Source organism: Myxacorys almedinensis A, from assembly GCF_010091945.1.
GTDB classification, from domain to species: Bacteria; Cyanobacteriota; Cyanobacteriia; order Leptolyngbyales; family Leptolyngbyaceae; genus Myxacorys; species Myxacorys almedinensis.
In genome coordinates this window covers 140244-162958 of record NZ_WVIE01000008.1, presented here as the reverse complement: position 1 = coordinate 162958, position 22715 = coordinate 140244, and the positions used below count along the sequence as shown (strand labels likewise).

Below are 22715 nucleotides of genomic sequence, written 5' to 3'. Positions count from 1 at the left end.
GTTCAATGCGCGTGCTATGTTGGATGCCAATTATCTCAGGATGCGGAGTTCTATTCTAAAAGGTAAAAAGCAAAGATATGGAAACGAATGCAGAGGCAGACTCACTCAAACGTGTCTTTGGATTGCGAACGCTGGTGATTTACGGAGTGGGCGATATTCTGGGGGCTGGCATTTATGCCGTGATTGGAAAAATTGCGGGGCTTTCCGGGACTTTGGTTTGGGCTTCGTTTTCGGTGGCAATGGTCGTCGCCGCATTCACAGCGTTGAGCTATGCCGAGCTTGGCAGCCGCTTTCCGCAAAGTGGAGGAGTTGCCACGTTTGTGCATCAAGCCTTTCGCACCGATTGGCTGTCGCTCCTGGTTGGTTGGCTGATGTTTTGCACCTGTCTCGTGTCGATGGCGACGCTTTCTAGGGCGTTTGCAGGCTACTTGAATGCGTTTATTCCGGTGCTTCCAGTTTGGTTGATTGTGATGACGCTGTTTGCGGCCCTGGCGTTTGTCAACTTTAGAGGAATGGAGGAGTCTTCAGCGCTAAATATTGTCTGCACAACGATTGAGGTTTCGGGGTTGATTGTTGTGATTTTGGTCTCGACTTTGTTCTTAAGCAGCGGCGGTGGGACGGCTTCAGTAGCTAATGTGGCAACGTCTCCAGCCGTAGGGTGGACATCGGTGGCTCAAGGGGCGGCGCTTGCCTTTTATGCCTTTATTGGGTTTGAGGATATTGTCAATGTTGCCGAAGAAGTGAAAAACCCCGAACGCAATGTTCCAAGAGCGATCGTGATTTCGTTAGGGGTTGCGGGGGTCATGTATATCCTGGTTTCTTGGCTGGCAACTCAGGTGCTTACCCCGGCAGAATTGGGAGCTTCAAGCGCTCCGTTGCTGGATGTTGTGCGGCGATCGCAGCCCAATTTTCCTCAGGTTATTTTTACGTTGATTGCTTTGTTTGCCGTGATGAATACGGCATTGCTGAATTTTGTTACTGCATCGCGATTGCTGTTTGGTATGTCACGCGAGGGGTTAATTCCAGCGTGGCTGGGCAAATTGCATCCGCGTCGAGCCACCCCTTACCGGACACTGCTGGTGATTCTGCCGATCGTGATTGTTCTGGCACTATCTGGAACGCTGCAATTTTTAGCCGGAACCACTGCCACGCTGATTTTGCTGATGTTTTGTTTGGTCAATCTTTCACTGTTGATTCTAAAACGGCGAGAACCCAGAAACATCGGATTTCAGGTTCCTATAGTGGTGCCTGCGATCGCGCTACTGTGCAATGTAATTTTGATCGCGTTTGCGTCTCAAGCCAGTTACGCTTTGGCAGCCGTATTTGTGGCGATCGGGTTGTTGCTGATTGTGATTCAGAGAGCAGTGCTCAAGAGCCGTTTGCCTAGTGCGTAAAGCAACTACCAGCCCCAAGACCCCGATTCACCTTTGAATGGACCAACCACGTCACTCGTGACCCAGCCACCGTAAAAGTTTCCCGGTTGCGGCGTGACTTTCTCAGCGTTAACATAGCAGTCATCCATCGCCGCCGCGTAGAACGCAACGTAGTTTTCGATCGCAGCAAAATCTAGTGTTGGGGTTGAGTAATACCAAGCTACATCGCTCGCCTCTTTGTCCCCAACCTTGACAGTGTAATAACTGCCTTTTCCCTTCCATTCACAGAAGGTTTGACGAGAAGATGGGATCAAGTATTCCTGTCGAATATCCTCAAGCGGCAGGTAGTAGGTCGGCGGATGGCTGGTTTCTAGCACGCGGAAGGCGTTTTGGGTATCTGCGATCGTAACCCCATTAAACACAATCTCAATCCGCTTATCCGTCGCTTCCAACCGAGGCGGACGGGGGTAATCCCAAACCGATTCTTGACCTGATTCCGGAGCAATAGGTTTTGGTCGAAACATGACGCTGTGTCACTAAAGGGCTTGCGTCTCTAGTGTAGAAAATTTAGGAGAGTAATCCCAAGGGGGAAGCCTAGCGGGATGGATGGCGAAAGTTAGTCCTTTGTTCAGATGTTATTGATGGACTAAGGTTTGTTCTTAGTGCTCAAGCTTTTGTTGTTTTTTCAGTACAACGGCTCAAATGGAACTCTCACCTAATTCAGCCTCAGCGTCGTCTCGCTGACTGTCTTCGGTGCCTTCGGCTCAGCGAAACTGTTCGCACCTCCTTGTAGCGTTTCCACAATTGAGCGAGGTCGAGTTCTGCTTTCAGCTTTGGCTTCCCGGCTTCCACGATAGCCAGAGTCAACGCTTTGGGCTTGCCATATTGCTCAAGGGTGTAATCAAATCGTTCCAGCGCGATTAACAGACCGATCAAAAAAACTCTCGAAATTTGCAAAAGCTTCTTGTAAGCCTGGCTGTAGCTAGATTTTAGAACGGAGAGAGAGGGATTCGAACCCTCGGATAAGTTACCCCATCACAGCATTTCCAGTGCTGCGCCTTCAACCACTCGGCCATCTCTCCAGGTAGACTGCACATATAGCTAGTAGCTGATAGCTATAAACACAACCGTTGAGTATCAATACTAGCAGAAGTTGCCTCATACTGAATAGAGAACGTGCAAATCCATTTTTATGACTGAATTTTATACTGTCCATGTGTATCATCGCCAAAAGGGAATGGACTTCACTTTTCGGGTACCTAGCGATCGCTACATTTTGCACTCGGGTGAACATCAAGGCGTCGAGCTACCATTTTCCTGCCGCAACGGGGCCTGCACCACTTGTGCGGTCAAAGTTTTATCTGGAGAAATCTACCAGCCCGAAGCCGTGGGGTTATCTCCCGACTTGCAGCGTCAAGGCTATGCGCTCTTGTGCGTCAGCTATGCCCGCTCTGACCTGGAGGTAGAAACCCAAGACGAAGATGAAGTGTACGAGCTTCAGTTTGGTCGATTTTTTGGCAAAGGAAAAGTAAAGCGGGGGCTGCCGCTTGATGAAGATTGAGGAAAACTTTAGCGATTTCTGCTTTGGCTCGTTCCGCTTCTTCCGGTAATAAGACTAAATGCCTATCAGCGTCATAAAATCGTATCCAGGGACAAGTTCTGATGGCAGGTTCTCGAACACTACGTGGAGCAAAGCTAACGATCGCTCCTTCCCAAGTCCCCGACCACAACTTGCACCATCTCGCACCAAAGCCATCCCTGGGCATTACCTCAACTCGATGGGCTAGAGCGGTTGATAGCCTTGACCGATTTGGAGCCGCCAGCCTTGCAGGGAATTGAGGTCAAGACGATCACATCTGGATATCGTCCATCTTCTTCCCATAAGATCCAAGATTTACGCTCTCGGCTGCCATCGGCATCCAGTTTGCACCGAGCAGATTAAAACATTCCTCTTAAATGAGCCTAAAAATGTCTTAAATTAAAACGAACGAGAATCGATGTCTAAATTCTTGGATTTGCCCTCATCCTACGCTTACATTTAGCCGTTATCGATTCTGGTTTGTGAAGTAATCGCGCTACTATCGAGAAGATCTAAGTTGTCCACAACACAATTTCTTAACCCTATTTCTCATGGAGCAAGAGACTCTGCCAACAGAGGTGATTTTGACCTATCCGAAGCAGTCGCTTGGCAATGTGCAGCTTGATTGGTCTCCTCAGCCAGGTAGCTATTTTGATTTGGAGGGTCAGACGTACACTGTTTTAGAACGTCGGCATCGCTATCAGTTGAAGTCGGGGCGCTATCGGCTACACAAGATCGCAATTTACGTTCAGAAAATGCAGCATCCGGCAGAGCGGAGTTTGGTGGATGGGCGATGGGTGATGGGCGATGCGACCTGCGCCTACAATGCCCGATCAGAGATTGTCAGGTGTGCGGTGAACCCGGAAGGGGCGTGTGAGGGGTGTCGCTATTATGAGAGGCGATGAGGCGATCGCGCCTGCATGGTTTCCCCCACCTCTAAGCGGACGCCGTTGGCAAAGTCCCAACCCGATTGAGCGCGTTTGCCTGCCTGCTGGACTTCTTTTAACAGCAAGTATCCGCACCCTGTTTCGATCACGGCTCCCTGATTTTTCAGAATCGCCGCGACCGTTCCGGGTGCTGCGATCGCAGTTTTTAGACTAGCCGCCGCTTGCTGGAGTGCTGCAAATTCTGGCGGAAGCTGAGCCAATAGTGTTGCGTCGAGGGGAATCGTTCTGAGAATTTTCAGCGCGCTGCCGCGAAAGGGGGTTGTGCAGTTCGGAAAAAATCCCCGAATTTGGTTGTGCAGCGCGATCGCACTTTTTGACCAGTCCAATTCATAGTCGGTTTTCTTGATCAGAGGAGCGTAGGTTGCCTCAGCGGCGTTTTGGGGAATTGGCTGAATTGCTTGATTTGCCAGCTTTAGGAGCGTTTCAATTAAGAGATCGGCTCCGATCAGAGCGAGTTTGGCGGCAACGTCGGGGGCAGTGTCGAGGGGCGCGATCGCCACGGTCGATTTCAACAGCATTGCGCCTGTATCCATGCCTGCATCCATCATCATCGTGGTGATCCCCGTCTCAGACTCCCCATGGTAAAGACACCACTGAATCGGCGCGGCTCCTCGATATTTCGGCAAGAGCGAGCCGTGCACATTCACACAGCCCCAGCGCGGCATATCCAGCAGCACTGGAGACAAGATTTGCCCGTAGGCAACCACGACAAACCCATCTGCCTCCGTTGCCCTCAGCTTTTCTAAGGTTTCCTCGTCTTTTTTGACGTTTTTAGGTTGCCACACCGGGATGCAATGGGCAAGCGCGATCGCTTTGACCGGAGATGGAGACAGATCGCCTCCCCGTCCCCGGCGCTTGTCGGGCTGAGTCACCACCGCAACGACCTCAAATCTAGAATCAGACACCAAAGCTTCGAGGGTGGGAACTGCAAATTGAGGCGTTCCAAAGAAAACAATTTTCATGCAATCAGGCTGGGGCGTAAGGCGTTACTCTTTAAGTATGAAGCCAGTATTAAGATGAAGCCAATACTGGGAAAAGTAAATTCGGCAGCCTTCATTCTTCCCGCTAGAAGAGCGTTGGCTCTGTCAAACCGGCGTCCCATTACCTTCTGACCTTTTTAAGATGAAGCCTAGATTTGCAGATATTAAAACGTGGCAACAGGCTGAAGTGCTGATGCAGCCTGCGTTTATTCGTCTGATTGATAATCTTCGCAAGCAGCTAGACGAAACTACCTGGAAGGGCAGCTATCACGATGTTTTGGTATGGGCAGATGGAATTCCTGAGGATGTAAAGGCGACGGTGGCTCGCCTTCAAGAGCAACTTAAGAGCGCCACTCCTGAGCAAACCTCCGATATCGAGCAAACCCTATGCCATTTGCCAAAGCCTTATCCGGGTTACGAGTTGCGGTTAGAACAAGCCGATCAGCAGGTGACGATTGACCTGTGGAAACTATGCTACAAAATCTGTTTTCAAACTGATAACGTGGCGTTAACCGACGATCGCCCAGTGGAGGTCGATACGAGTTTGATCGATGAAACCGGCGAGGTGGATTGGAATCAACTCGATGATAAAACAAAGCGGCTGGTGGCAGAGATTTTTGAGAATTTACCAACCCAATCAAGCCAATAGCGTATTCCCGCGAATCAGTGACATTGATCCTTGTCCCTTTTAGAAACCTCTGAACTCGTCAAGCCAATAGCGTATTCCCGCGAATCAGTGACATTGATCCCGCGATTGGCTCTGCCAAGCTTCAAAGAATCGCGGCTCAGAAACACAGTTACACATTTATTTCATTTACACATTTAAGGATGCGATTTGCTTTACCAAACTCCGCAGACATAATCACGATTTCTCCGTTCACCAACTCCAACCGATAGTCGGGGTATTGCGCCTGCACCATCTCTAAGTCTTTAGGGGTTAAAAGCATACAGCCTCCATAGCCTCTCTATTAGTTTACTGATGCTCACGGCGTCGCACTACAAGGGCATTCGCCTGGTTATGCTGAGGACATATAGGATAATCGATACAACGCTAAACTCACAGCCATGACCCAAGATCAAACCCTTAAGGCAGAACTTGCAGCGGCAACCTCTGGTGTTGCTGTCTACGATCGCAGTGCTTGGGGACGCATTGAAGTATCCGACGCAGATCGGCTCAGCTTTCTCCACAACCAAAGCACTAACGACCTCAAACACCGTAAACCGGGGGAAGGCTGCGACACCGTATTTCTGACCTCTACGGCACGCACCATCGACCTTGCCACAGCTTACGTTTTAGATGAATCCGTTTTACTGATGGTGTCTCCGGGCATGACCGAGAAAATTCTGTCGTTTCTCGATCGCTATATTTTCTTTGCAGATAAAGTAAAGCTGACAGACATCACCGATCAAACCTATGCCTTCAGCGTGTTTGGCGCAAAAAGTCACACCCTGCTTGCTCAACTAGGCGCGGCAGAGATGATCGGGCAGCCCTACGGAACCCATCGGGTCTTTACCATTGCTGGGCAAGCGGTGAGAGTTGCGATCGGAAGCGGCTTGGTGACAGAAGGCTATACCCTGCTTGCGCCGACCCCTCTGCAATCGGCTTTGGTAGAGGCGGGCGCAACCGCGATCGACGATGCCACTTGGAATACGCTCCGCATCCGGCAAGGTCGCCCCATGCCCAGACACGAACTCACCGATACTTATAATCCCTTAGAAGCGGGATTGTGGCACACGATTTCGTTTGATAAAGGCTGCTACATTGGGCAAGAAACGATCGCTCGGCTCGACGCCTACAACGGGGTAAAGCAACAGCTTTGGGGTGTGCGGTTAGATAAACCCGTCACCGTGGGCGACAGTGTAAAAATTGGTGAGGAGAAGGTGGGAACGGTGACCAGTGTTGCCCCATCAGAAGGCGGGGAACTGCCTGAGCCAGGGAAAGGCGCGATCGCGCTTGCTTATATTCGCACCAAGGCAGGCGGCGCAGGGTTAACGGTTCAGATTAGCGATAGTGTAGGTGAGGTGGTTGATTTGCCCTATCTCACCCGAGTTGCCCACCGTGCCTCTTCAAAGCCCCGGCAAGGTTAGCGCGCCCCATTGATTGGGGGTCTAGGGCAGCCGGGCACCCTAACTGCTGATCTCAGGATGAAATTTGCGGTACAGCATAGAGGAGATCGGCTGCCCACCCAGGAGATGACGAGTTGCGATCGCGTCTACCTCTTCAGGCAACACCCGACAATACCAAATCTGCTCTGGCAACACCAGCACCATTGGTCCGTTCCCGCATTGCCCCAAACAACGACTTTCCTCCACGTCTACTCCCGCGATAGGAAGGGTTTGAAACGCCGCGAGCACTTTTTTAGCCCCCAGTTTACGACACGATGTATTTTGGCAAACACGAACGCACTGAGAGGACTCAGATTTGCTGCTCATGGATCGTCCTTATGGCTCAGTTTCGGTTAGGTAATTAGGCTCGTCGGGCAGCCCGTTTAATCGGGTGACAATCCCTTCGATGCTAACCAATCTCGGTTAAATAGCTTGGACTGGTAGCGCCCGCCCCCATCGCAGAGAACCGTCACGATCGTATGCCCTGCCCCCATTTGCTTGGCGAGGGCAACGGCTGCCCCCACGTTGATGCCCACCGAACCGCCCATAAATAAGCCGTCTTTTTCCATGAGTTGATAAATCACCCGCACTGCTTCTCGATCGTCGATCTGAATGGCATCATCGATCGGCGCACCTTCCATGTTGCCCGTAATCCGGCTGTTGCCAATGCCTTCTGTAATTGAACTGCCCTCAATTTTGATGTCCCCTGTCTTTACATAGCTATACAGTCCGCTCCCCATCGGATCGGCAACCACACATCGAATCGTCGGATTTTTTGCTTTGAGAAACATCGAAACGCCAGCATAGGTTCCACCTGTTCCGGTTGCCGCAACCCAGCCATCGATCGCGCCATCTGTTTGCGACCAGATTTCGGCGGCGGTCGTTTCGTAATGAGCCTGCCGATTGGCAAGATTCTCAAACTGATTTGCCCAAATCGCGTTCTCCATTTCGGCGGCGATTCTGCCTGATAGTTTGACGTAGTTATTTGGATCTTTGTAGGGCACTGCCGGAACCGTGCGAACTTCAGCCCCCAAGGTTCGCAGCATCTCAATTTTTTCTTGAGATTGGGTTTCAGGAATGATAATCAGACATTTGTAGCCTTTCGCGTTACAAATATGAGCAAGTCCAATTCCGGTGTTGCCTGCGGTTCCTTCGACCACGGTTCCCCCCGGTTTGAGTAAGCCTTTTTCTTCGGCATCTTCAACAATGTAGAGTGCTGCCCGGTCTTTTACCGATCCGCCTGGGTTGAGAAATTCTGCTTTGCCCAAAATCTCGCACCCGGTCTCATCGCTAAAGCTGTTGAGCCGGATCAGCGGAGTGTTGCCGACCGCATTTGCAAATCCACGTTTGATATCCATTCTGCTCGTTTCCTGCATGGTTCCCTAGTAGTCTGTCAAAGTTGAAATGAGGGACTAGGAATGGATGGGTTAGAGAGTCGATGGGTGAATGGGTCGTTCAATAATCCAGCCCATCGACTCCTGCACTCATCGACCCCTCCACTCATTGACCCATCGGCTTAACATTGACCATCTACTAGTTAAATTCTGGCGTATCACGGGCGATCGTTGGGCAAAATCTACCTGGAATACGCAAATCTTTTGGGAAACGAGGGGTGGTTTACCAGACCTTACTCAGCTTTAGAGTAAATCCTGGTAACACTGGGTCAGCATTCACTGTTTCAGGATTTTCTAACCATGTCACGGTTTGTCCGGGTCGGTAGACGTAGACGCTACGATGCGATCGATCGATCAGCAGTCCCAACCGAAACCCCGGTTCTTGCGAGTATTCTTCCATTTTTGCTTGCAGCGGTTTTAGATTGTCCGAGGGCGATCGCAACTCAACCACAAAATCAGGACAAATGGGGGCAAATTTCTGCTGTTGCTCTGGCGTGAGCCTGTTCCAGCGTTCTGTCGTAAGCCAAGACGCATCAGGAGAACGCTCTGCGCCTGTAGAAAGCTTGAAGCCCGCGCTAGAACTAAACGCCAGCCCAGAACCATCTTGATCTGACCAGTTCACGAGTTGGTGAATGATTCTGGCTTCTCGATTTCCGGTTTCTGAACCTGCTGGGGGCATAATTGAAATCTCTCCATCACGATCGCGCTCAATCCGCAAATCCCGATTGAATTGACAGAACTCAAAAAACTGATCGTCGGTCATAGAGATAACTGACGGTGGAATTCGCACAACTAATGAGGACGAAAACATAGTGATTTCCCTCCGATGAAAGCGAGGATGCGATTCTTTGAAGCTTAGCAGAGCCAATCGCGTAGATGTCTAAGCCCTCATTCTCTATCTTATGGCTCTATCTTACGGAATTGGGATCGATCGCAAGAGCCGATCCACGATCGCACCCGATCGCCGCCCTCCGGCTGGAATAATCCGATGTGCTAGAACGTGGGGCGCAAGGTATTTTACATCGTCGGGAAGGGCGTACTCTCTTCCTTCTAAAAAGGCTAAGGCTTGAACCGCTTTTTGAAGTGCCACTGACCCACGGGGACTCGCGCCCAAGGTAATTTCTTCGTCTTGCCGGGTGGCTCGAACCAGGTTGAGAATGTAGTGCTGCAACGAAAGCTCGATGGTAACTTGAGTGCACAGCCCTTGAAGCTGGCGGATTTCGTCTAAGCTAATGCAGGCTTGGAGGGGTGCGATCGCAGCAGTTGCCTGAAGTCGCTGTAACATTTGCAATTCTTCAGCCTCGGACGGGTAGCCCAATGACAACGACAGGGCAAAGCGATCCATTTGAGCTTCGGGCAAGGGAAAGGTTCCTTGATATTCCACAGGGTTTTGTGTGGCGATCACAAAAAACGGTTCGGGCACGAGGCGAGAATGCCCATCGGTCGTGACTTGATGTTCTTCCATGACCTCAAGCAATGCCGACTGAGTTCGGGGAGTCGCACGGTTAATCTCGTCAGTGAGCAAAATATTTGCAAAGATCGGACCTGCCAAAAATTCAAAGGTTCCACTGCTGGGGTTCCAAATATTGGTTCCGGTGACATCACTCGGAAGCAGATCGGGCGTACACTGCAACCGCTGAAATTTGCCATCGATCGACTTGGCTAACGATTTTGCCAGCAAGGTTTTGCCTACCCCCGGAACGTCTTCGAGCAAGACATGCCCCCCGGAGAGCAGGGCAACCAGAACAAGCCGGATCGCTTCCTGTTTGCCTACGATCGCTCGGTTTAAGTTCTGAACGAGTAGCTCAATGCGGTCTCTCATGGCGGCAGTCCTATCGGTTGAAGAATCCTGTTCATCATACTCAGGGTTCCCAATCATGGACGATGGTAAGCTCTTGGAAGTCAGGCTGGCAACGGTGCTTTTGGAGATGATCTTTGCGCGAACCGCTTCTTTGCGCGAACCGCTCTAGTGGTCTATCAAGGTGGAACTGAGGGACTAGGAGTGGATGGTGGAGAGTGGAGGGGTGGATGGGTCGGGAAGGAATCTAGTGGTCTGTCAAAAATTGAAATGGGGGACTAGGAGGAGAGGGGGAGTCTAGTAAAGTAATCGGAACCATCCACCCCTCCGCTCAACGTTGACAATCTACTAGGAGATCGCAGCCAACATGGTACGAGCCGTTTCACAATCTAGGTTAATTTGGGTCTGCAATTCTTCTAAAGAAGCAAATTTTTGTTCAGGACGGATAAACTCCTCCAGTTCGACGGTGAGGGTCTGTCCATATAAGTCGCCTGCCCAATCAAGCAAATGAACTTCGATTGTTTGTGTCAAGCCATTTACAGTAGGGCGATTGCCGATATTCATGACACCGAGAACCGAATCTGCCTCTTCCCCAGACACGCGCACACCATAAACGCCCTGCCGGGGAATCAGCTTGTTAGCAGGTGGCTGTAAGTTGGCGGTGGGAAAGCCAATGGTGTGCCCTAGCTGCTGCCCTTTCACCACTTGACCGCTCAAGCGATAGGAGCGCCCCAACATCCGATTTGCGGTTGCCAAGTCTCCTTGTAGCAAGGCATCCCGCACCGATGAGCTACTGATGCGCTTGCCCTGAAACGTAAGCAAGGGAACGATAGTAGTGCTGATGCCATAGCTTGCCGCGATCGCACTAAGATCTTCTGCGGTTCCTGCCCGCTTGCACCCAAACCGAAAATCTGCGCCGATGCTGACTTGCTGCGCTTGCATATGCCGCACTAAAACTTCTTCAACAAACTGCTGCGGACTCAAGGCGGCTAGTGCTTGAGTAAACGGCAACATCACAAGCTGCGCTATACCTATAGATTCCAGGTGAGCAGCTTTTTCATCAAGCGGTGTCAGCAGCGATCGCGGCTGCCCGGTGAAAAATTCTTTTGGGTGGGGTGAAAACGTAACGACGGTCGCACGATTGCTTGTTTGAGTATCGAGGACAGGCAAAACAACCTGGCGATGCCCCAAGTGGATGCCGTCAAAGTTTCCCAGGGCAACGGCGGTTGGTGTCAAAGCGGTAGAGGGAGAAGAAGTTATCCACACGCTTCACATTTTGACACACTTCGTTCGGGAAAATCCAGAAATCTACGGAAAGAAATGAGATGCAACATTAAAGATACATGACTGTCGCGATCGCAATCAGTAAATGCGCCGACAGCGTGCCCCTATACAGTTAGCGCTGGATAGGTAGATGAGTGGATGGGTGGGGGTGTGGCTTCAGTGAGAACAGCGGTGAGACTGCTATCGATCTGGGTTATCACGGCAGCGATCGAACCAGTTTTGGTAAGTTTCCCTGTGAGTCGCATCCTTTAGCTCAATCTTGATGTGAATTTGACCGCAACCATGGTTAGACTGATGCGCGATCGCATCGAGCAACCAAGCGGCAGTACGAGGAGAAGACAGGGTGCCTTGCACAGTAGATCTGCGATCGCCGTCCGAGGAAATCACCTCAGCATCGACAAATTCCAGACCCTCGATTTCGCCCTGCGATAGGTCAATCTCTGCCAATCTTCGAGGAGAAGACCCAACTTGCTCAACAATCAACTTCTCCCGCCGCACCGGCACCTGAATCATCTGGGTCTCGATTTCCTTCCGAATCACCACCTCGCCAACCTTCTGTTTTTGGTAGCTAACAGAAAGGCGTTCTTCTAGCAGACGAATCGCTTGTTCTTGCACAACAGTATCGGCGATCGCGTCGTTTTGTACGATCGCATCAGGGAGCAGCGATCGCTCACTATTAGTAGACTCGATCGTCTGCGGATCTGCAACTGAGTGACGAGAGCTACGATAGGTTTCTGGCTCTAAAGAATCGAACGTTGATGCGTCAGATTGCATAGTAGGATATACGGGCAAGTTTGCAAGATCAAAAGGAGCTAAGTTGACAGACAAGATGCGAGATTTTGGGTCTAGCCGGTCAACCAATGTACTCTTTAACAAAAAGCTTTTTTGTAAGGGATCACTAAGAGAACGGGTTACAACAAAATTTAGATGTTCTGCTTCATCAACAATAAGATTTTCAACAGCACCAATAAACTCGTTTTGCTGATTAAGAACTTCAAACCCAATCAGCCTCTTTCTGAGGTTTTCTAATCGATATTCAAGCTGACTATTCTCATTGGAATATCGGGGTGATTTGGTATACATTTTACCAACCATTTCTCTGTAGTAAATCGCCATCTTTGAGAGCAGGCAGAGCTATTTGAAAACAACTCTGCCGATCTCTCTATCATCTCAGTAACCCTTGAGATTTTGGCTACCCTGATCCTTTCTCAGGAAGAAGAAAATTCTCGTTTCCTCTCCTTAGGAAGAGAGCTAGAGTAAGGGTAGTTCAATACACCTTTGCTCAATTGATGGCTTATGAGCAATTATTTGCGCTTGTTGCGATCGTTATCAATCACAGGGCGACCTTGAGTATCGATATCCAACTCCTCACGCCGGACTTTCTCTTCAGCCGTTACCGTCTCTTGATCAACAACCTTCTTCACCCGCACTTCTTCCCGAACGTAAGCTTCCTTGCGGACATCAGGCGTTTCTTCGTAAACTTCCATGCGGGCAACCTCGCCCTCTTGGAAGGTAGCTTCACCCGGAGTGACAGCCGTGGCATCAGTTGGGCTGGTGCGCTCAATCACAACCCGCTCTTTCTCAACAGGGACGTCAACACGGGCAGTCTCGGTTTCAACGTGCTTGCCAACTGCAACTTCACCCGATTTGCGGCGAGTCTTGCTGCCGATCAAGCGCTCTTGATACAACCGGACGCGATCGTCGTGGCGATCTAGGTTAAACAGGTCTGGGTCGTGCTCTTCGTAGCGGTAGCTGCTGCGATCGTAAGCGGCGGCTCCACCTGCAACGGGGGAACCTGTATAGCCACTTCCTTCAACGGGCACTGGAGAATTAAGAGCAGCAGAAGACTCTAAGGGAGCTTCGCCGTAACCTGTCATGGTTCCTGCCGCACCCGGAGAGCGGTATACGCTGCGAACCCGCTCTTCATGGTCGTAGTCTACCTGCATATCTTCGCTAAACTCAGGCAAATCTTCGACTTGCTGTTTGGTTAGACCTTCTGCATAAACCCGACGAGCGTTATAATCAATTCTTGCCCGCCCGACAGGCAGCATTACTTTCTTACCAAAAATCCATGCACCAGTGTTGATAATTAAATAGCGAAATTGACCGTTTTCATCAACTAAAACATCATTAACAGAACCAATTTTTTCATCACCAGAGTAGAGGTCGAGGTCTTTAACATCATCCCCATCAAAATGCTGGCGGTAGTCGGGGTCAAAGTCTTTGATTTTGTGTAAAGCCATGTTTAGATATCCTTAATTCAACGAACATGCCAATCCTATAAAATTAGCTAAAAAGCTTCCTCCTTCCAACGACTAAGCTTTTTCTACCCCTTCTGAATGAATCTCGTTTTATTATTTTTCAAATCAATAGTTGCTATTTTTAATTAACGAAAAATTAGACTTACCTTAATCTTTTAACTAAATTTTCTGATGTAATGAATTCTCGAACCTGGTTGAAATTAGCTGAGCAACATCAAGCGATCGCAGTGATTCGCGCTCCGCAATTTCTTTGGGGGCAGCAAATGGCGACTGCCGTTGCCGCTGGGGGTATGAAGTTAATTGAGATTACGTGGGATAGCGATCGCGCGGCGGATCTGATTAGCCAACTGCGCGTTGAGCTACCTGGCTGCACCATTGGGACGGGCACCATCGTCACGACCGACCAGTTAAAAGATGCGATCGCGGCAGGGGCAGAATTTGCGTTTTCTCCGCACACCAATCTTGACCTGATTGCCTTTGCTGTGGCGCACGAAATCCCGATCATTCCCGGTGCGCTGACCCCCACCGAAATTGTGACCGCATGGCACGCGGGGGCAAGCAGCGTCAAAGTGTTTCCAGTGCAAGCGGTGGGCGGCGCAGAATACATTCGGGCGCTTCATCAGCCCCTCAGACATATTCCCCTGATTCCAACGGGAGGAGTTACACCCGACAACGCCAAACGATTAATTGAAGCAGGTGCGATCGCGGTGGGTCTCTCCGGCAGCCTCTTTTCAAGCTTGTTTTCAAACCGTGGGAACACTGCATTGGGCAACTCTCAAGACATCACGGCTCACGATTGGTCACACATTCACCACCAAGCCCAAACCTTGGTCGAACGTCTTCGACTGCCCTCGATGGCGATTTTCCCGGATGTAGAAAAAATTGACGTAGACTCAGCTTAAATTTGCGATGGTTTGATTCACCCAGCCCGATAGTTTCGCTTGCTCTTCTGCTGAAATACCCCGAATCATGCATTTTTGGATGCTGAGGGCGATCGGTGGCAACACATCAATCAAGGTTCTGCCCGAATCTGTGAGCCAAATTCGCCAAATTCGTCGGTCGTGAGCATCCCGCTCTCGGCGAATGAGATCGCGCTCTGCCATGCGGTCGAGCACACCGGTCAAGGTGCCACCCACCTGTTGCAGTTTCTCCCCAATGCTCGACGTTGCCAGCCCATCTTCCTGCCACAAGCAGCACAAAACCACCCAGTGAAACGGCGTCAGCCCAAACGGGTCAAGCAGTTCTTGAAACTTCCGCATTCCTAACTGAGTCAGCAGTTTGATCCGATAGCCTAGCGTGTAGGGTGCCAGAGTTGCCTGCCAGCCTAGCGGCGAAGATGTGGTGCAGGGATCAGAAGGATTGACTTGCAGATTTGCGATGATCCGATCGATGATGTCAGACAACTGTTCTCGCTCATCACGAGAAAGGTTTTGTAGCGCCCTCTCTCGAATGTCTATCGCCAAAGGAGGCAAGACAGTTTCTAGCCGCCGTCCGGCATCTGTGAGCCAAATTCGCCAAATTCGTCGGTCGTGAGCATCCCGCTCTCGGCGAATGAGATCGCGCTCTGCCATGCGGTCGAGCACACCGGTCAAGGTGCCACCCACCTGTTGCAGTTTCTCCCCAATGCTCGACGTTGCCAGCCCATCTTCCTGCCACAAGCAGCACAAGACCACCCAGTGAAACGGCGTCAGCCCAAACGGGTCAAGCAGTTCTTGAAACTTCCGCCCTGACAGTTGAGAGAGCAACTTGAGCCGGTAGCCAATGCCATGGGGAGCAAGCACGCGAAGCGTATCGTTGGAAATCTGAAGTTCGGTCTGAGAGGCAACCATCACACTGCAACCATCACACTATCGTCGAGAGCACGTCTTTACAGAATATCCTGGTTACCTAGGCTAGTTCAACAGATCAAGCCGATGAGTGGGGGAACCAAAATTAAAAAATCTAGCGTTTTGATGTAGTAAAAGAACCAAAATCCACAACTTAGCGCCCCTAATTACCCCCTACGGTTCAGCTTCTATTTTTTCTCGTGACCCAGCAGGAACCGAGGCGATGTGAGCCAGAAAAGCCGACTTGTGGCGATCGGGCTGCCCGAATCTGGAATAGTCACTGCGATCGCACCGGCTTTTTTAAGCACCAAGTTACCGTGAGCATTGCCCCATACCAGCAGTTCTGCCCAAGTGCTGAGATCCGGCTCATGCCCCACCAATGCTAAAACTTTATCCGGCGATCTCCAGGTTCCTAGCCAGTTTAGCCACGGCTGGAGATCGCCTCCCGGAGCCAAATACTCTGCTTCCTCTAGCTGCTTGCCCAATCCTTCAGCCCGAAGAATCTCAGCCGTTTGCTTGGCGCGTGCCAAAGGGCTTGTCAAAATCAGGTCAAACCTCAACCCCAACCCATGCAACTGCTGTGCCACCTGGCGAGTCTTGCGCTTGCCTTCGTCGGTGAGGGGACGCTCCCTATCATTGGCATAATCGCCGTGTTGACCAGCTAAGCCGTGGCGGATGAAATAGAGATCCATGATGAGAAAGCAAGATGACAGGATTGCCCTAGTAGATTGTCAACGTTGAGTGGATGGGTGAATGGGTGGATGGTTCCGATTACTAGACTCCCCCTCTCCTCCTAGTCCCCCATTTCGATCTTGACAGACCACTAGACTATAGCGCCTATGTTGCTAATTGCAATCGCTCTCTGCGCTGGAATGAATGTGACGTTTGGTTTGGGTACGCCGTTGCAAAATCTGCGGTTGGATAGATGAAATTGTGTGCGAGTGGGCAGGGTCGGGTTTGCCGCCAATACCTGCCCTGCCGGTTGACGAGAAGGCAGTGAGGTAAGACATTGCCCCGCTGCCATGACCAGCGATCGCGCTATTCCTGAGGATAGTTTTGCTCTGGGTTCACCAATCGCAGCAACTTTTGCTTGATCTGAGTATCAAACACAGACCACTTCATCTTGGCGTACTCACCACTTTCTGCAAAACCAGAAAGAAACCCCATCGGAATTTCAAAGCCGCCTGCCTGCGATCGCCCACCCCCAAAGAAGCGCCCTTGAGCATCCTGCCCAAACGCCTCTTTGATAAACTCGTCGGGATCAAGCGTAATTTTATTAGTTCGCAACGACCCCACAACCAGTTCTAATTCATCATCGTCATCGTGCACAATGCCATACACAACCGCCGTGTGTACGTTGTCTTCTGTAACTAGGAAATCTGCTGCTTGCGGGATCGCGTCTCGGTCGTCATAGCGCAAATAGCCAACGCCTGCGATCGAGAAGTTGTTCTGCACAATGCGATTTTTTAGCGATCGCTCAATCACGTCCATCACCTGCCGAGAGCGAGACGATTGCAGCACCGTGTTGAGCAACTGCCCATCATAAAAACGGCTGAGGTAGGCAGCAGCAAGAAAGTCTTCTTCTTGAGCTTGCATGAGCCGATTGGTATCCGATCGCAGCCCGTGCATCAGCGCCGTTGCACACTTGACATGTTCACTGCTGCTGCTATCAAACCTCAGCATTCCGGCTTGCAAATACTGAGTCAAAATAGTGGCTGTAGCACGGGTGTTCGTCCGAATATCGACAAATTCAGCGTTCAGGTCGTCCTGCATACTGTGGTGGTCGATAATAACCGTAATCGGTAGGTTTGCCTGTTGAACGACGGAGAAAAGCTGGCTAGTTGTTCCCTGATTGTCGATAAAAACGCAGCCTTTGTAGTGAGACAGATCTTTAGTTTTTGCGATCGTCGGTGTCCAACGCTGAAGGGGGATGCCGGTCAATTTCACCAGCGCAATATTTTCTTGATGGCTGAGGGTGCCTGCATAAACAATATCGCAGTTAACCTCATATTTTTGGGCGATCAGCTTATATGCCCAAGCCGAAGACAGCGCATCTGGGTCAGGAAAATCCTGTAAAATAACGAGTTGTCGATCGCCCTGATGCTTTTCTAGGGATTTCCGAAGCGCTTCGACTTTTTGTTCTTGCTCTGGCGATCGCACCGCATCGTAAGGAAACCGTCCTCGTTGCTCGTAGCCAAAGCCGTTAGATGGCTTAGCCATAGCCTCGGAGGGCGCATAGTCGGTGGATCTGGAGTTTGAACCAGTCGTCATAAGTTCTGGTTCCATTGGAATCGCTAAACCATAAAATGAAGGACTTGAATCAGATTGCATACAGAGTGGCACAGAAAAAACAGCCAAGGCAATACCCTATTAGCGGCATTTCTGCAAGTTTTGGTGACATCTAAAAACCTTGCTTTAGTTAGTACTTCTTGATCTTCGCAAAAAAGCTCAAAAAAAGGCAGCTTCACAGCAGCTTTACGCCTTGAGGCGGAGAGAAAACAAACTTGAAACCTATGCCATTTACGAAAACAGTCTTCCTCACGAAGCACCTCGAACCCCTGCTCATACTTTTATGAATGGGCAGCTAGAACTCTTGTTCCCCTCCTCTGGGGGCAGCTAATAGATTGTTAACCTTGATAGATTGTTAACCTTGAGTGAAGGAGTCGATGGGTGCATGAGCCGATAGACTAGATTCCTTCCCTGCCCATCTACCCATTGACTCACCCCCATGCCCTCCTAGCCCCCCATGCCCTCCTAGCCCCTCAGGTCAACGTGTCGCTCAACTACTCAAATCACCAATCACATACTTGCGCCACTCCTGGTTAACGCCGTTTTTGACGTGTTTTGTAACCTCGAAATAGAGGCTACTGTGGGGGCGGTGGGGCGTTGTTAGCAAGGGCATATTGGCTTCTTTTGGGGTACGGCTGCCTTTTTTGACATTGCACCGAACGCAAGCTGTCACCATGTTTTCCCAAGAATCTTCGCCCCCTCGCGATCGCGGAATCACATGGTCAAGCGTCAAATCTTCGCCTCTGTAGCTACAGTATTGACACGTCTGCTGATCTCGATGCAGAATGTTTTTGCGCGTTAGGGAAATTTCTTTGTAAGGCACACGAACGTAGTGGCGCAGCCGAATCACCGTTGGCAGGGGAAAGCCCGAATAAATGTACTTACCGTTATGTTCGACTTGCTCTGCTTTTCCTTTGATTAGCAACACCACGGCTCGTCGCCAGCTTGTGATGTTGAGCGGTTCAAAAGAAGCATTAAGCACCAGAACCTTGCCCATTCCAGGAATTTTATTTAAGACGATCTAACTAGTCCTGATGCTAACACATTCCTTAAAACGCAAGACTGAAGCTAGATAAGAGCGCTGAGAAAATAGGTTCGGGTTGGGCAACTAGAGGGGATGCATGTTTCCCAATATTGGGTAAAAACAATATTGGGTAAAAAATTGTTGGGTAAAAATTGCTCAATTTACCCTCACCTTAGCCCTTTTCCACTGCAAGAGGAGACCAGACGTTTGCTACCGTATGGTGAATTGGTGTCAGACAGGAGTGAGGTTGATGTTGAGTTGGGAACAAAGTCCCAGTGTGGCTCTGATGCAGCGAGAGCGGGCATGGGTAGAAATCGATTTGGCGGCTCTATCAGACAATGTGCAGCAGATTCTCAGCCTATTGTCGCCGCGAACAGAGCTAATGGCAGTCGTAAAAGCAGACGCCTATGGACATGGAGCCGTGACCGTTTCCCAAACGGCACTGCAAGCCGGTGCAACCTGGCTGGGGGTTGCTACGATTCCGGAAGGTATTGAGCTACGAGAGGCAGGCATCGCCGCGCCAATTTTGGTATTAGGAGCAACCCATACGGCAGAGCAAATTCGAGCGATCGCGCATTGGCAACTTCAACCGACGCTTTGCACTCCAAAACAAGCCCTTGTGTATTCAGAAGCGGTGGATCATCGAGCGTCTTTGCCTGTTCATATCAAATTGGATACGGGCATGTCTCGCTTGGGAACGGCTTGGCAGGAGGCGGTTGAGTTTGTGCAGTTGGTGCAGCGATTGCCCAATTTAGCGATCGCTAGCATCTATTCTCACCTTGCCACTGCCGATGATCTTGATCCAACTGTGCTTCGTCAGCAGCAACAGCGCTACGAAGCGGCACTCTGCGCCTGTGGGTTTGACCCCCACGCCCCCACCCCCACCTCGCCTCGCTTTCACCTGGCAAACTCGGCGGCAACCTTGGTTGACTCTAGCCTCCACTATGATTTGGTCAGAACCGGATTGATTCTTTACGGACTTTACCCAGCAGACCACCTGAAAGATCGAGTCAATCTCAAACCTGTGCTGCAAGTCAAAGCGCGAGTGACACAGGTGAAAATGCTGCGACCGGGAACGGGAGTGAGCTACGGGTACAAATTTATTTGCGATCGCAAGACTCATTTGGCAGTGATCGGCATTGGATACGCCGATGGCATTCCCCGCAATCTTTCTAATAAAATGACGGCGCTAGTTCATGGGCAACGAGTGCCGCAAATCGGCGCGATCACGATGGATCAACTCATGCTAGATGTAAGCCAAATTCCGGCGGTGCAAGAAGGCGACGTGGTGACCTTGCTCGGACACGAGGGCAATCAACAGATCTCAGCAGATGACTGGGCAGGGCTGCTCGGCACTATTTCTTGGGAAATTCTGTGCAGTTTCAAGCACCGTCTGCCCAGGGTTGCGGTGGGCAACGTTCGTCCTATTCCACCGCCGATTTCTGGCATCTCCCGTCCCTCTGATGCCTAAACAGTTTAAACTAATCCTCCTGACAAGGGGTTGATCCCCGTCGAACCCCACTGAGCCGCTTTAAGGAGGTCTGTGCCCATGTTTGTAGCTCAAGCCATCTCAACCCCCTTTCCGCTAAACGTGACTCATCCCATGTTTGAAAATCACTTGGCAAATTTGGCGTTTCAGATGGTCAAGGCGATCGCAATTTTGCTTTTAAGCCGATGGGGCGCTACGATCGCGAGACATCTTTCGTTGCGGCTGCTCAAATACGCAGAACCCACCTTACAAAAATTTTTGGTGCAAATTTCCGCAATTTTGGTGTGGATGGTGGGTGCAGTGGCAGCCCTCAATGCGATGGGAATTCAAACAACGACCGTGGTTGCAGTGGTGGGTGCTGCCGGGTTAGCGATTGGTTTGGCGTTGCAAAATAGTCTGTCTCACTTTGCGGCAGGGGTCTTGCTGGTGAGTTTTCGCCCGTTTGAGGTGGGAGACGCGATCGAAGGAGCGGGTGTGGCGGGCAAGGTTGATAACATTGGCTTGTTTTCAACCACGATTCTTACGTCTGACTATGTGCGGATTACGGTTCCCAACGGCAATCTTTTTAGTGGCACGCTCAAAAATAATACGGTGATGGGCATCCGCCGGGTGGATCTGACAATTGATATTAGCGATCGCGCCATCGAGCCGACCATTACTCAATTGTTGTCGTTGCTGCAAGACCATCCCCTGATTTTAGATGAGCCAAAACCAACCTGTCATGTCGAAGCGATTTCGGCAACGGCAACGATGCTTTACCTGCGTCCGTGGTGCGCGGCGAGTCACTACGAGCAAGTGAAATCAGAAGTTTTGCAGATTGTTCAAGAGGCACTGAAAGCCGAAAGCCAAGTTTCTGTTTGACGGTCTTATTCATCAATTACGCGAATCAATCCAGAAAACTTCAAAGCCGAACTGATTGGATGGCGATGGCATTATCCGAAGCAGTGCCTTTCCAGGATTATGGTTAGTCGTGTCTGCGCTGCTAAATGGCAGCATGATTGAGGTGTTGAATGGGCTACAAGCTGGGCTGGCTTCTTCAGAGCATCAGGCGTTTGTCCAAGCGTTAGCAGAGCGATCGCGCGATCGCGATAAATGTATCGTTTGAGTCGATCGTCATTTTTCTAAACCAACACAGCTTCAGAGTACAACCATTGAGTTTCATGCTTTAACTCATCCTAATGAATAATGCTTCCTAATATATGCTCGTTTATATGCATGTATTTACTGCCCATAGTATTGCTGAATTTGATTTAAGCAGTCAAAGAGTCCATCAGAGTGTATCCATCTAACAAATCCACTAAAAATTAGAGCGTCGCGATTATCAACAACAAATGCATGGTTAACTCCAAAAAAGTTCTTCCAAATACGGATGGTGAGTCCACTCTTACAGATAGTAAAAGTCTAGAAATATTGAAGATCTTTTGGATCGGCACTTGTCATGCCAGGAATGCTCCTTAAAAGCTGAATAATATCCTGATAGTCTTTATTACTGCTATATCTTGTATTATTTTTCTGCTTAAAAGGCTTTTAATTTACATTTGTCTTTGCTGGATCATAATGCTCACAAACGTAGTCGTAAGCTGCGTTAATTTCTTTTAATTTCTGATTCGCTCTCATTTCAAGTTTTGGGTTGTTTCTAAAACGATCAGGATGCCAAACCTGCACCAATTCCTTGTAAGCCCTTTTAACTTCGTCAAGCGAGTCACCAAGCTTAACATCCAAATTTCTAAATAAGCGATCAACTTCTCATCGTCCATGGTGAAGCAGAATTAAAATCAGTACAGCTATGCTCTCAACTGCTCTCTCACTGAAGGTTGGCAGTCAAACTACTGTTTAATATGTCCAACATTGGGCACAACGCGAAGAGGACGTGAAATTGGTTCTACTTCCACCTCTGGCTGCCCTTTGAGTGACATCAGTTCAGCGTCTTGGTCTTTGATCCTCACATTCAGTTCTCGAATGCGACGCGAGAGAATCCGAATAATGTTGAGCGCAATTCCCGGCGTTTCGTCGATCGCTTCGTAAAGTTGCTGCTGCGTTAAAACCAAACAGTCACACACCGAGAGGGTTGTCACCGACGCCGATCTCCGTTCAGCATCAAACAACGACATTTCACCAAAAAATCCGCCTTTATCCATTTGGGCGAGTTCTTGTTTGTCAATGTGAACTCGGACTCGACCCGACACCACTACATAGAGCGATCGCCCCTCGTCACCCTGAGTAAAAATTGTTTTCCGTGCCCCAAACGACTGTTCTTCCATGATCGAGGCTAAGCGAACTAGGAAATCATCCCGAAGCTCTTGAAAGATGGGGACTTGACGGACGAGTAGAAGGCGATCAAAACTGTTCAGCATGGTCGGGTGAG

Annotated in this window: 28 protein-coding genes and 1 tRNA gene; 10 read left to right on the top strand and 19 right to left on the bottom strand. The window is 50.1% G+C overall.

The features are described from left to right. Positions 1–77: 77 nt before the first annotated feature. Positions 78–1394, top strand: a complete 1317-nt coding sequence (locus GS601_RS09095; protein WP_162422952.1) for an APC family permease — start codon at positions 78–80, stop codon at positions 1392–1394. A 5-nt stretch (positions 1395–1399) separates the two neighbouring features. Here the strand turns inward: GS601_RS09095 and GS601_RS09090 are convergent, their stop codons facing one another. The 3 genes from GS601_RS09090 to GS601_RS09080 all read right to left on the bottom strand — a co-directional run bounded on the left by GS601_RS09090 (position 1400) and on the right by GS601_RS09080 (position 2455). Next, positions 1400–1897 carry a DUF427 domain-containing protein gene (locus GS601_RS09090; RefSeq protein WP_162422951.1) on the bottom strand — a complete coding sequence of 166 codons (498 nt, stop codon included), beginning with the start codon at positions 1895–1897 and terminating at the stop codon, positions 1400–1402. Between the two features lie 202 nt (positions 1898–2099). Beyond that, positions 2100–2309 (bottom strand): hypothetical protein, encoded by a 210-nt coding sequence (locus tag GS601_RS09085; protein WP_162422950.1) that lies wholly within the window; start codon positions 2307–2309, stop codon positions 2100–2102. A gap of 59 nt (positions 2310–2368) precedes the next feature. Continuing rightward, a tRNA-Ser gene (locus GS601_RS09080) sits at positions 2369–2455 on the bottom strand. 110 nt (positions 2456–2565) lie between these two features. On the opposite strand from GS601_RS09080, the gene GS601_RS09075 reads away from it, so the two are divergent. The 3 genes from GS601_RS09075 (at position 2566) to GS601_RS09065 (ending at position 3857) form a co-directional block, all read left to right on the top strand. Continuing rightward, a complete protein-coding gene (locus GS601_RS09075; protein ID WP_162422949.1) occupies positions 2566–2934 on the top strand; it encodes a 2Fe-2S iron-sulfur cluster-binding protein in 369 nt (122 codons plus the stop codon). A gap of 101 nt (positions 2935–3035) precedes the next feature. Next, on the top strand, positions 3036–3212 hold the full coding sequence (locus GS601_RS09070) for a hypothetical protein (RefSeq protein WP_162422948.1): 177 nt from the start codon (positions 3036–3038) through the stop codon (positions 3210–3212). Positions 3213–3503: 291 nt separating this feature from the next. Next, positions 3504–3857 carry a DUF6464 family protein gene (locus GS601_RS09065; RefSeq protein WP_162422947.1) on the top strand — a complete coding sequence of 118 codons (354 nt, stop codon included), beginning with the start codon at positions 3504–3506 and terminating at the stop codon, positions 3855–3857. Here GS601_RS09065 and fmt read toward each other — a convergent pair. After that, entirely contained in the window at positions 3842–4861 is a 1020-nt protein-coding gene (gene fmt, locus GS601_RS09060) for a methionyl-tRNA formyltransferase (protein ID WP_162422946.1), read from the bottom strand. The two genes, GS601_RS09065 and fmt, sit on opposite strands and share 16 nt — an antisense overlap. Before the next feature lie 160 nt (positions 4862–5021). Between fmt and GS601_RS09055 the strand changes: the two genes are divergently transcribed. Further along, positions 5022–5528 (top strand): hypothetical protein, encoded by a 507-nt coding sequence (locus tag GS601_RS09055; protein WP_162422945.1) that lies wholly within the window; start codon positions 5022–5024, stop codon positions 5526–5528. Positions 5529–5676: 148 nt separating this feature from the next. Here the strand turns inward: GS601_RS09055 and GS601_RS09050 are convergent, their stop codons facing one another. Beyond that, on the bottom strand, positions 5677–5826 hold the full coding sequence (locus GS601_RS09050) for a hypothetical protein (RefSeq protein ID WP_162422944.1): 150 nt from the start codon (positions 5824–5826) through the stop codon (positions 5677–5679). A gap of 118 nt (positions 5827–5944) precedes the next feature. Between GS601_RS09050 and ygfZ the strand changes: the two genes are divergently transcribed. Continuing rightward, positions 5945–6967 carry a CAF17-like 4Fe-4S cluster assembly/insertion protein YgfZ gene (gene ygfZ / locus GS601_RS09045; RefSeq protein ID WP_162422943.1) on the top strand — a complete coding sequence of 341 codons (1023 nt, stop codon included), beginning with the start codon at positions 5945–5947 and terminating at the stop codon, positions 6965–6967. Positions 6968–7006: 39 nt separating this feature from the next. On the opposite strand, the gene GS601_RS09040 is transcribed toward ygfZ, so the two are convergent. The 7 genes from GS601_RS09040 to GS601_RS09010 all read right to left on the bottom strand — a co-directional run bounded on the left by GS601_RS09040 (position 7007) and on the right by GS601_RS09010 (position 13704). Further along, complete coding sequence (locus GS601_RS09040) at positions 7007–7312, bottom strand: (2Fe-2S) ferredoxin domain-containing protein (protein ID WP_162422942.1); 306 nt, start codon at positions 7310–7312, stop codon at positions 7007–7009. A gap of 56 nt (positions 7313–7368) precedes the next feature. After that, positions 7369–8343, bottom strand: coding sequence for a cysteine synthase A (locus tag GS601_RS09035; RefSeq protein ID WP_162422941.1), 975 nt, complete (start codon positions 8341–8343; stop codon positions 7369–7371). A 259-nt stretch (positions 8344–8602) separates the two neighbouring features. Then, positions 8603–9190, bottom strand: a complete 588-nt coding sequence (locus tag GS601_RS09030; protein ID WP_162422940.1) for a Uma2 family endonuclease — start codon at positions 9188–9190, stop codon at positions 8603–8605. A gap of 102 nt (positions 9191–9292) precedes the next feature. After that, positions 9293–10201, bottom strand: coding sequence for an AAA family ATPase (locus GS601_RS09025; protein WP_162422939.1), 909 nt, complete (start codon positions 10199–10201; stop codon positions 9293–9295). Positions 10202–10525: 324 nt separating this feature from the next. Further along, complete coding sequence (locus GS601_RS09020; RefSeq protein ID WP_162422938.1) at positions 10526–11443, bottom strand: bifunctional riboflavin kinase/FAD synthetase; 918 nt, start codon at positions 11441–11443, stop codon at positions 10526–10528. Positions 11444–11641: 198 nt separating this feature from the next. Further along, positions 11642–12235, bottom strand: coding sequence for a DUF2382 domain-containing protein (locus GS601_RS09015; protein WP_162422937.1), 594 nt, complete (start codon positions 12233–12235; stop codon positions 11642–11644). A gap of 530 nt (positions 12236–12765) precedes the next feature. Further along, the gene (locus tag GS601_RS09010; protein WP_162422936.1) at positions 12766–13704 is read right to left on the bottom strand and encodes a DUF2382 domain-containing protein; all 939 of its coding nucleotides are present in this window, start codon (positions 13702–13704) and stop codon (positions 12766–12768) included. A 194-nt stretch (positions 13705–13898) separates the two neighbouring features. Between GS601_RS09010 and GS601_RS09005 the strand changes: the two genes are divergently transcribed. Further along, positions 13899–14624, top strand: coding sequence for a bifunctional 4-hydroxy-2-oxoglutarate aldolase/2-dehydro-3-deoxy-phosphogluconate aldolase (locus GS601_RS09005; protein WP_162422935.1), 726 nt, complete (start codon positions 13899–13901; stop codon positions 14622–14624). Here GS601_RS09005 and GS601_RS23155 read toward each other — a convergent pair. From GS601_RS23155 to GS601_RS08975, 5 genes are all read right to left on the bottom strand, one after another. Next, entirely contained in the window at positions 14616–15551 is a 936-nt protein-coding gene (locus GS601_RS23155; protein ID WP_238393168.1) for a MarR family winged helix-turn-helix transcriptional regulator, read from the bottom strand. The two genes, GS601_RS09005 and GS601_RS23155, sit on opposite strands and share 9 nt — an antisense overlap. A gap of 185 nt (positions 15552–15736) precedes the next feature. After that, complete coding sequence (gene sixA / locus GS601_RS08990) at positions 15737–16240, bottom strand: phosphohistidine phosphatase SixA (RefSeq protein WP_162422934.1); 504 nt, start codon at positions 16238–16240, stop codon at positions 15737–15739. Between the two features lie 153 nt (positions 16241–16393). Next, the gene (locus GS601_RS08985) at positions 16394–16558 is read right to left on the bottom strand and encodes a hypothetical protein (protein WP_162422933.1); all 165 of its coding nucleotides are present in this window, start codon (positions 16556–16558) and stop codon (positions 16394–16396) included. Positions 16559–16586: 28 nt separating this feature from the next. After that, positions 16587–17768 (bottom strand): DHH family phosphoesterase, encoded by a 1182-nt coding sequence (locus GS601_RS08980; RefSeq protein ID WP_238393167.1) that lies wholly within the window; start codon positions 17766–17768, stop codon positions 16587–16589. Positions 17769–18327: 559 nt separating this feature from the next. Next, positions 18328–18834, bottom strand: coding sequence for an HNH endonuclease (locus GS601_RS08975; protein ID WP_162422931.1), 507 nt, complete (start codon positions 18832–18834; stop codon positions 18328–18330). Positions 18835–19111: 277 nt separating this feature from the next. Here GS601_RS08975 and alr point away from each other — a divergent pair, with 277 nt between their 5' ends. The 3 genes from alr to GS601_RS08960 all read left to right on the top strand — a co-directional run bounded on the left by alr (position 19112) and on the right by GS601_RS08960 (position 21455). Further along, complete coding sequence (gene alr, locus GS601_RS08970; RefSeq protein WP_162422930.1) at positions 19112–20332, top strand: alanine racemase; 1221 nt, start codon at positions 19112–19114, stop codon at positions 20330–20332. 78 nt (positions 20333–20410) lie between these two features. After that, entirely contained in the window at positions 20411–21211 is an 801-nt protein-coding gene (locus GS601_RS08965) for a mechanosensitive ion channel family protein (RefSeq protein ID WP_238393166.1), read from the top strand. A 55-nt stretch (positions 21212–21266) separates the two neighbouring features. After that, positions 21267–21455, top strand: a complete 189-nt coding sequence (locus GS601_RS08960; RefSeq protein ID WP_202924972.1) for a hypothetical protein — start codon at positions 21267–21269, stop codon at positions 21453–21455. Between the two features lie 422 nt (positions 21456–21877). Here the strand turns inward: GS601_RS08960 and GS601_RS08955 are convergent, their stop codons facing one another. Together GS601_RS08955 and GS601_RS08950 are read right to left on the bottom strand one after the other, a co-directional pair. Continuing rightward, positions 21878–22072, bottom strand: coding sequence for a J domain-containing protein (locus GS601_RS08955; RefSeq protein WP_162422929.1), 195 nt, complete (start codon positions 22070–22072; stop codon positions 21878–21880). Between the two features lie 104 nt (positions 22073–22176). Then, positions 22177–22704 carry a cyclic nucleotide-binding domain-containing protein gene (locus GS601_RS08950; RefSeq protein WP_162422928.1) on the bottom strand — a complete coding sequence of 176 codons (528 nt, stop codon included), beginning with the start codon at positions 22702–22704 and terminating at the stop codon, positions 22177–22179. Between the last annotated feature and the right edge of the window lie 11 nt (positions 22705–22715).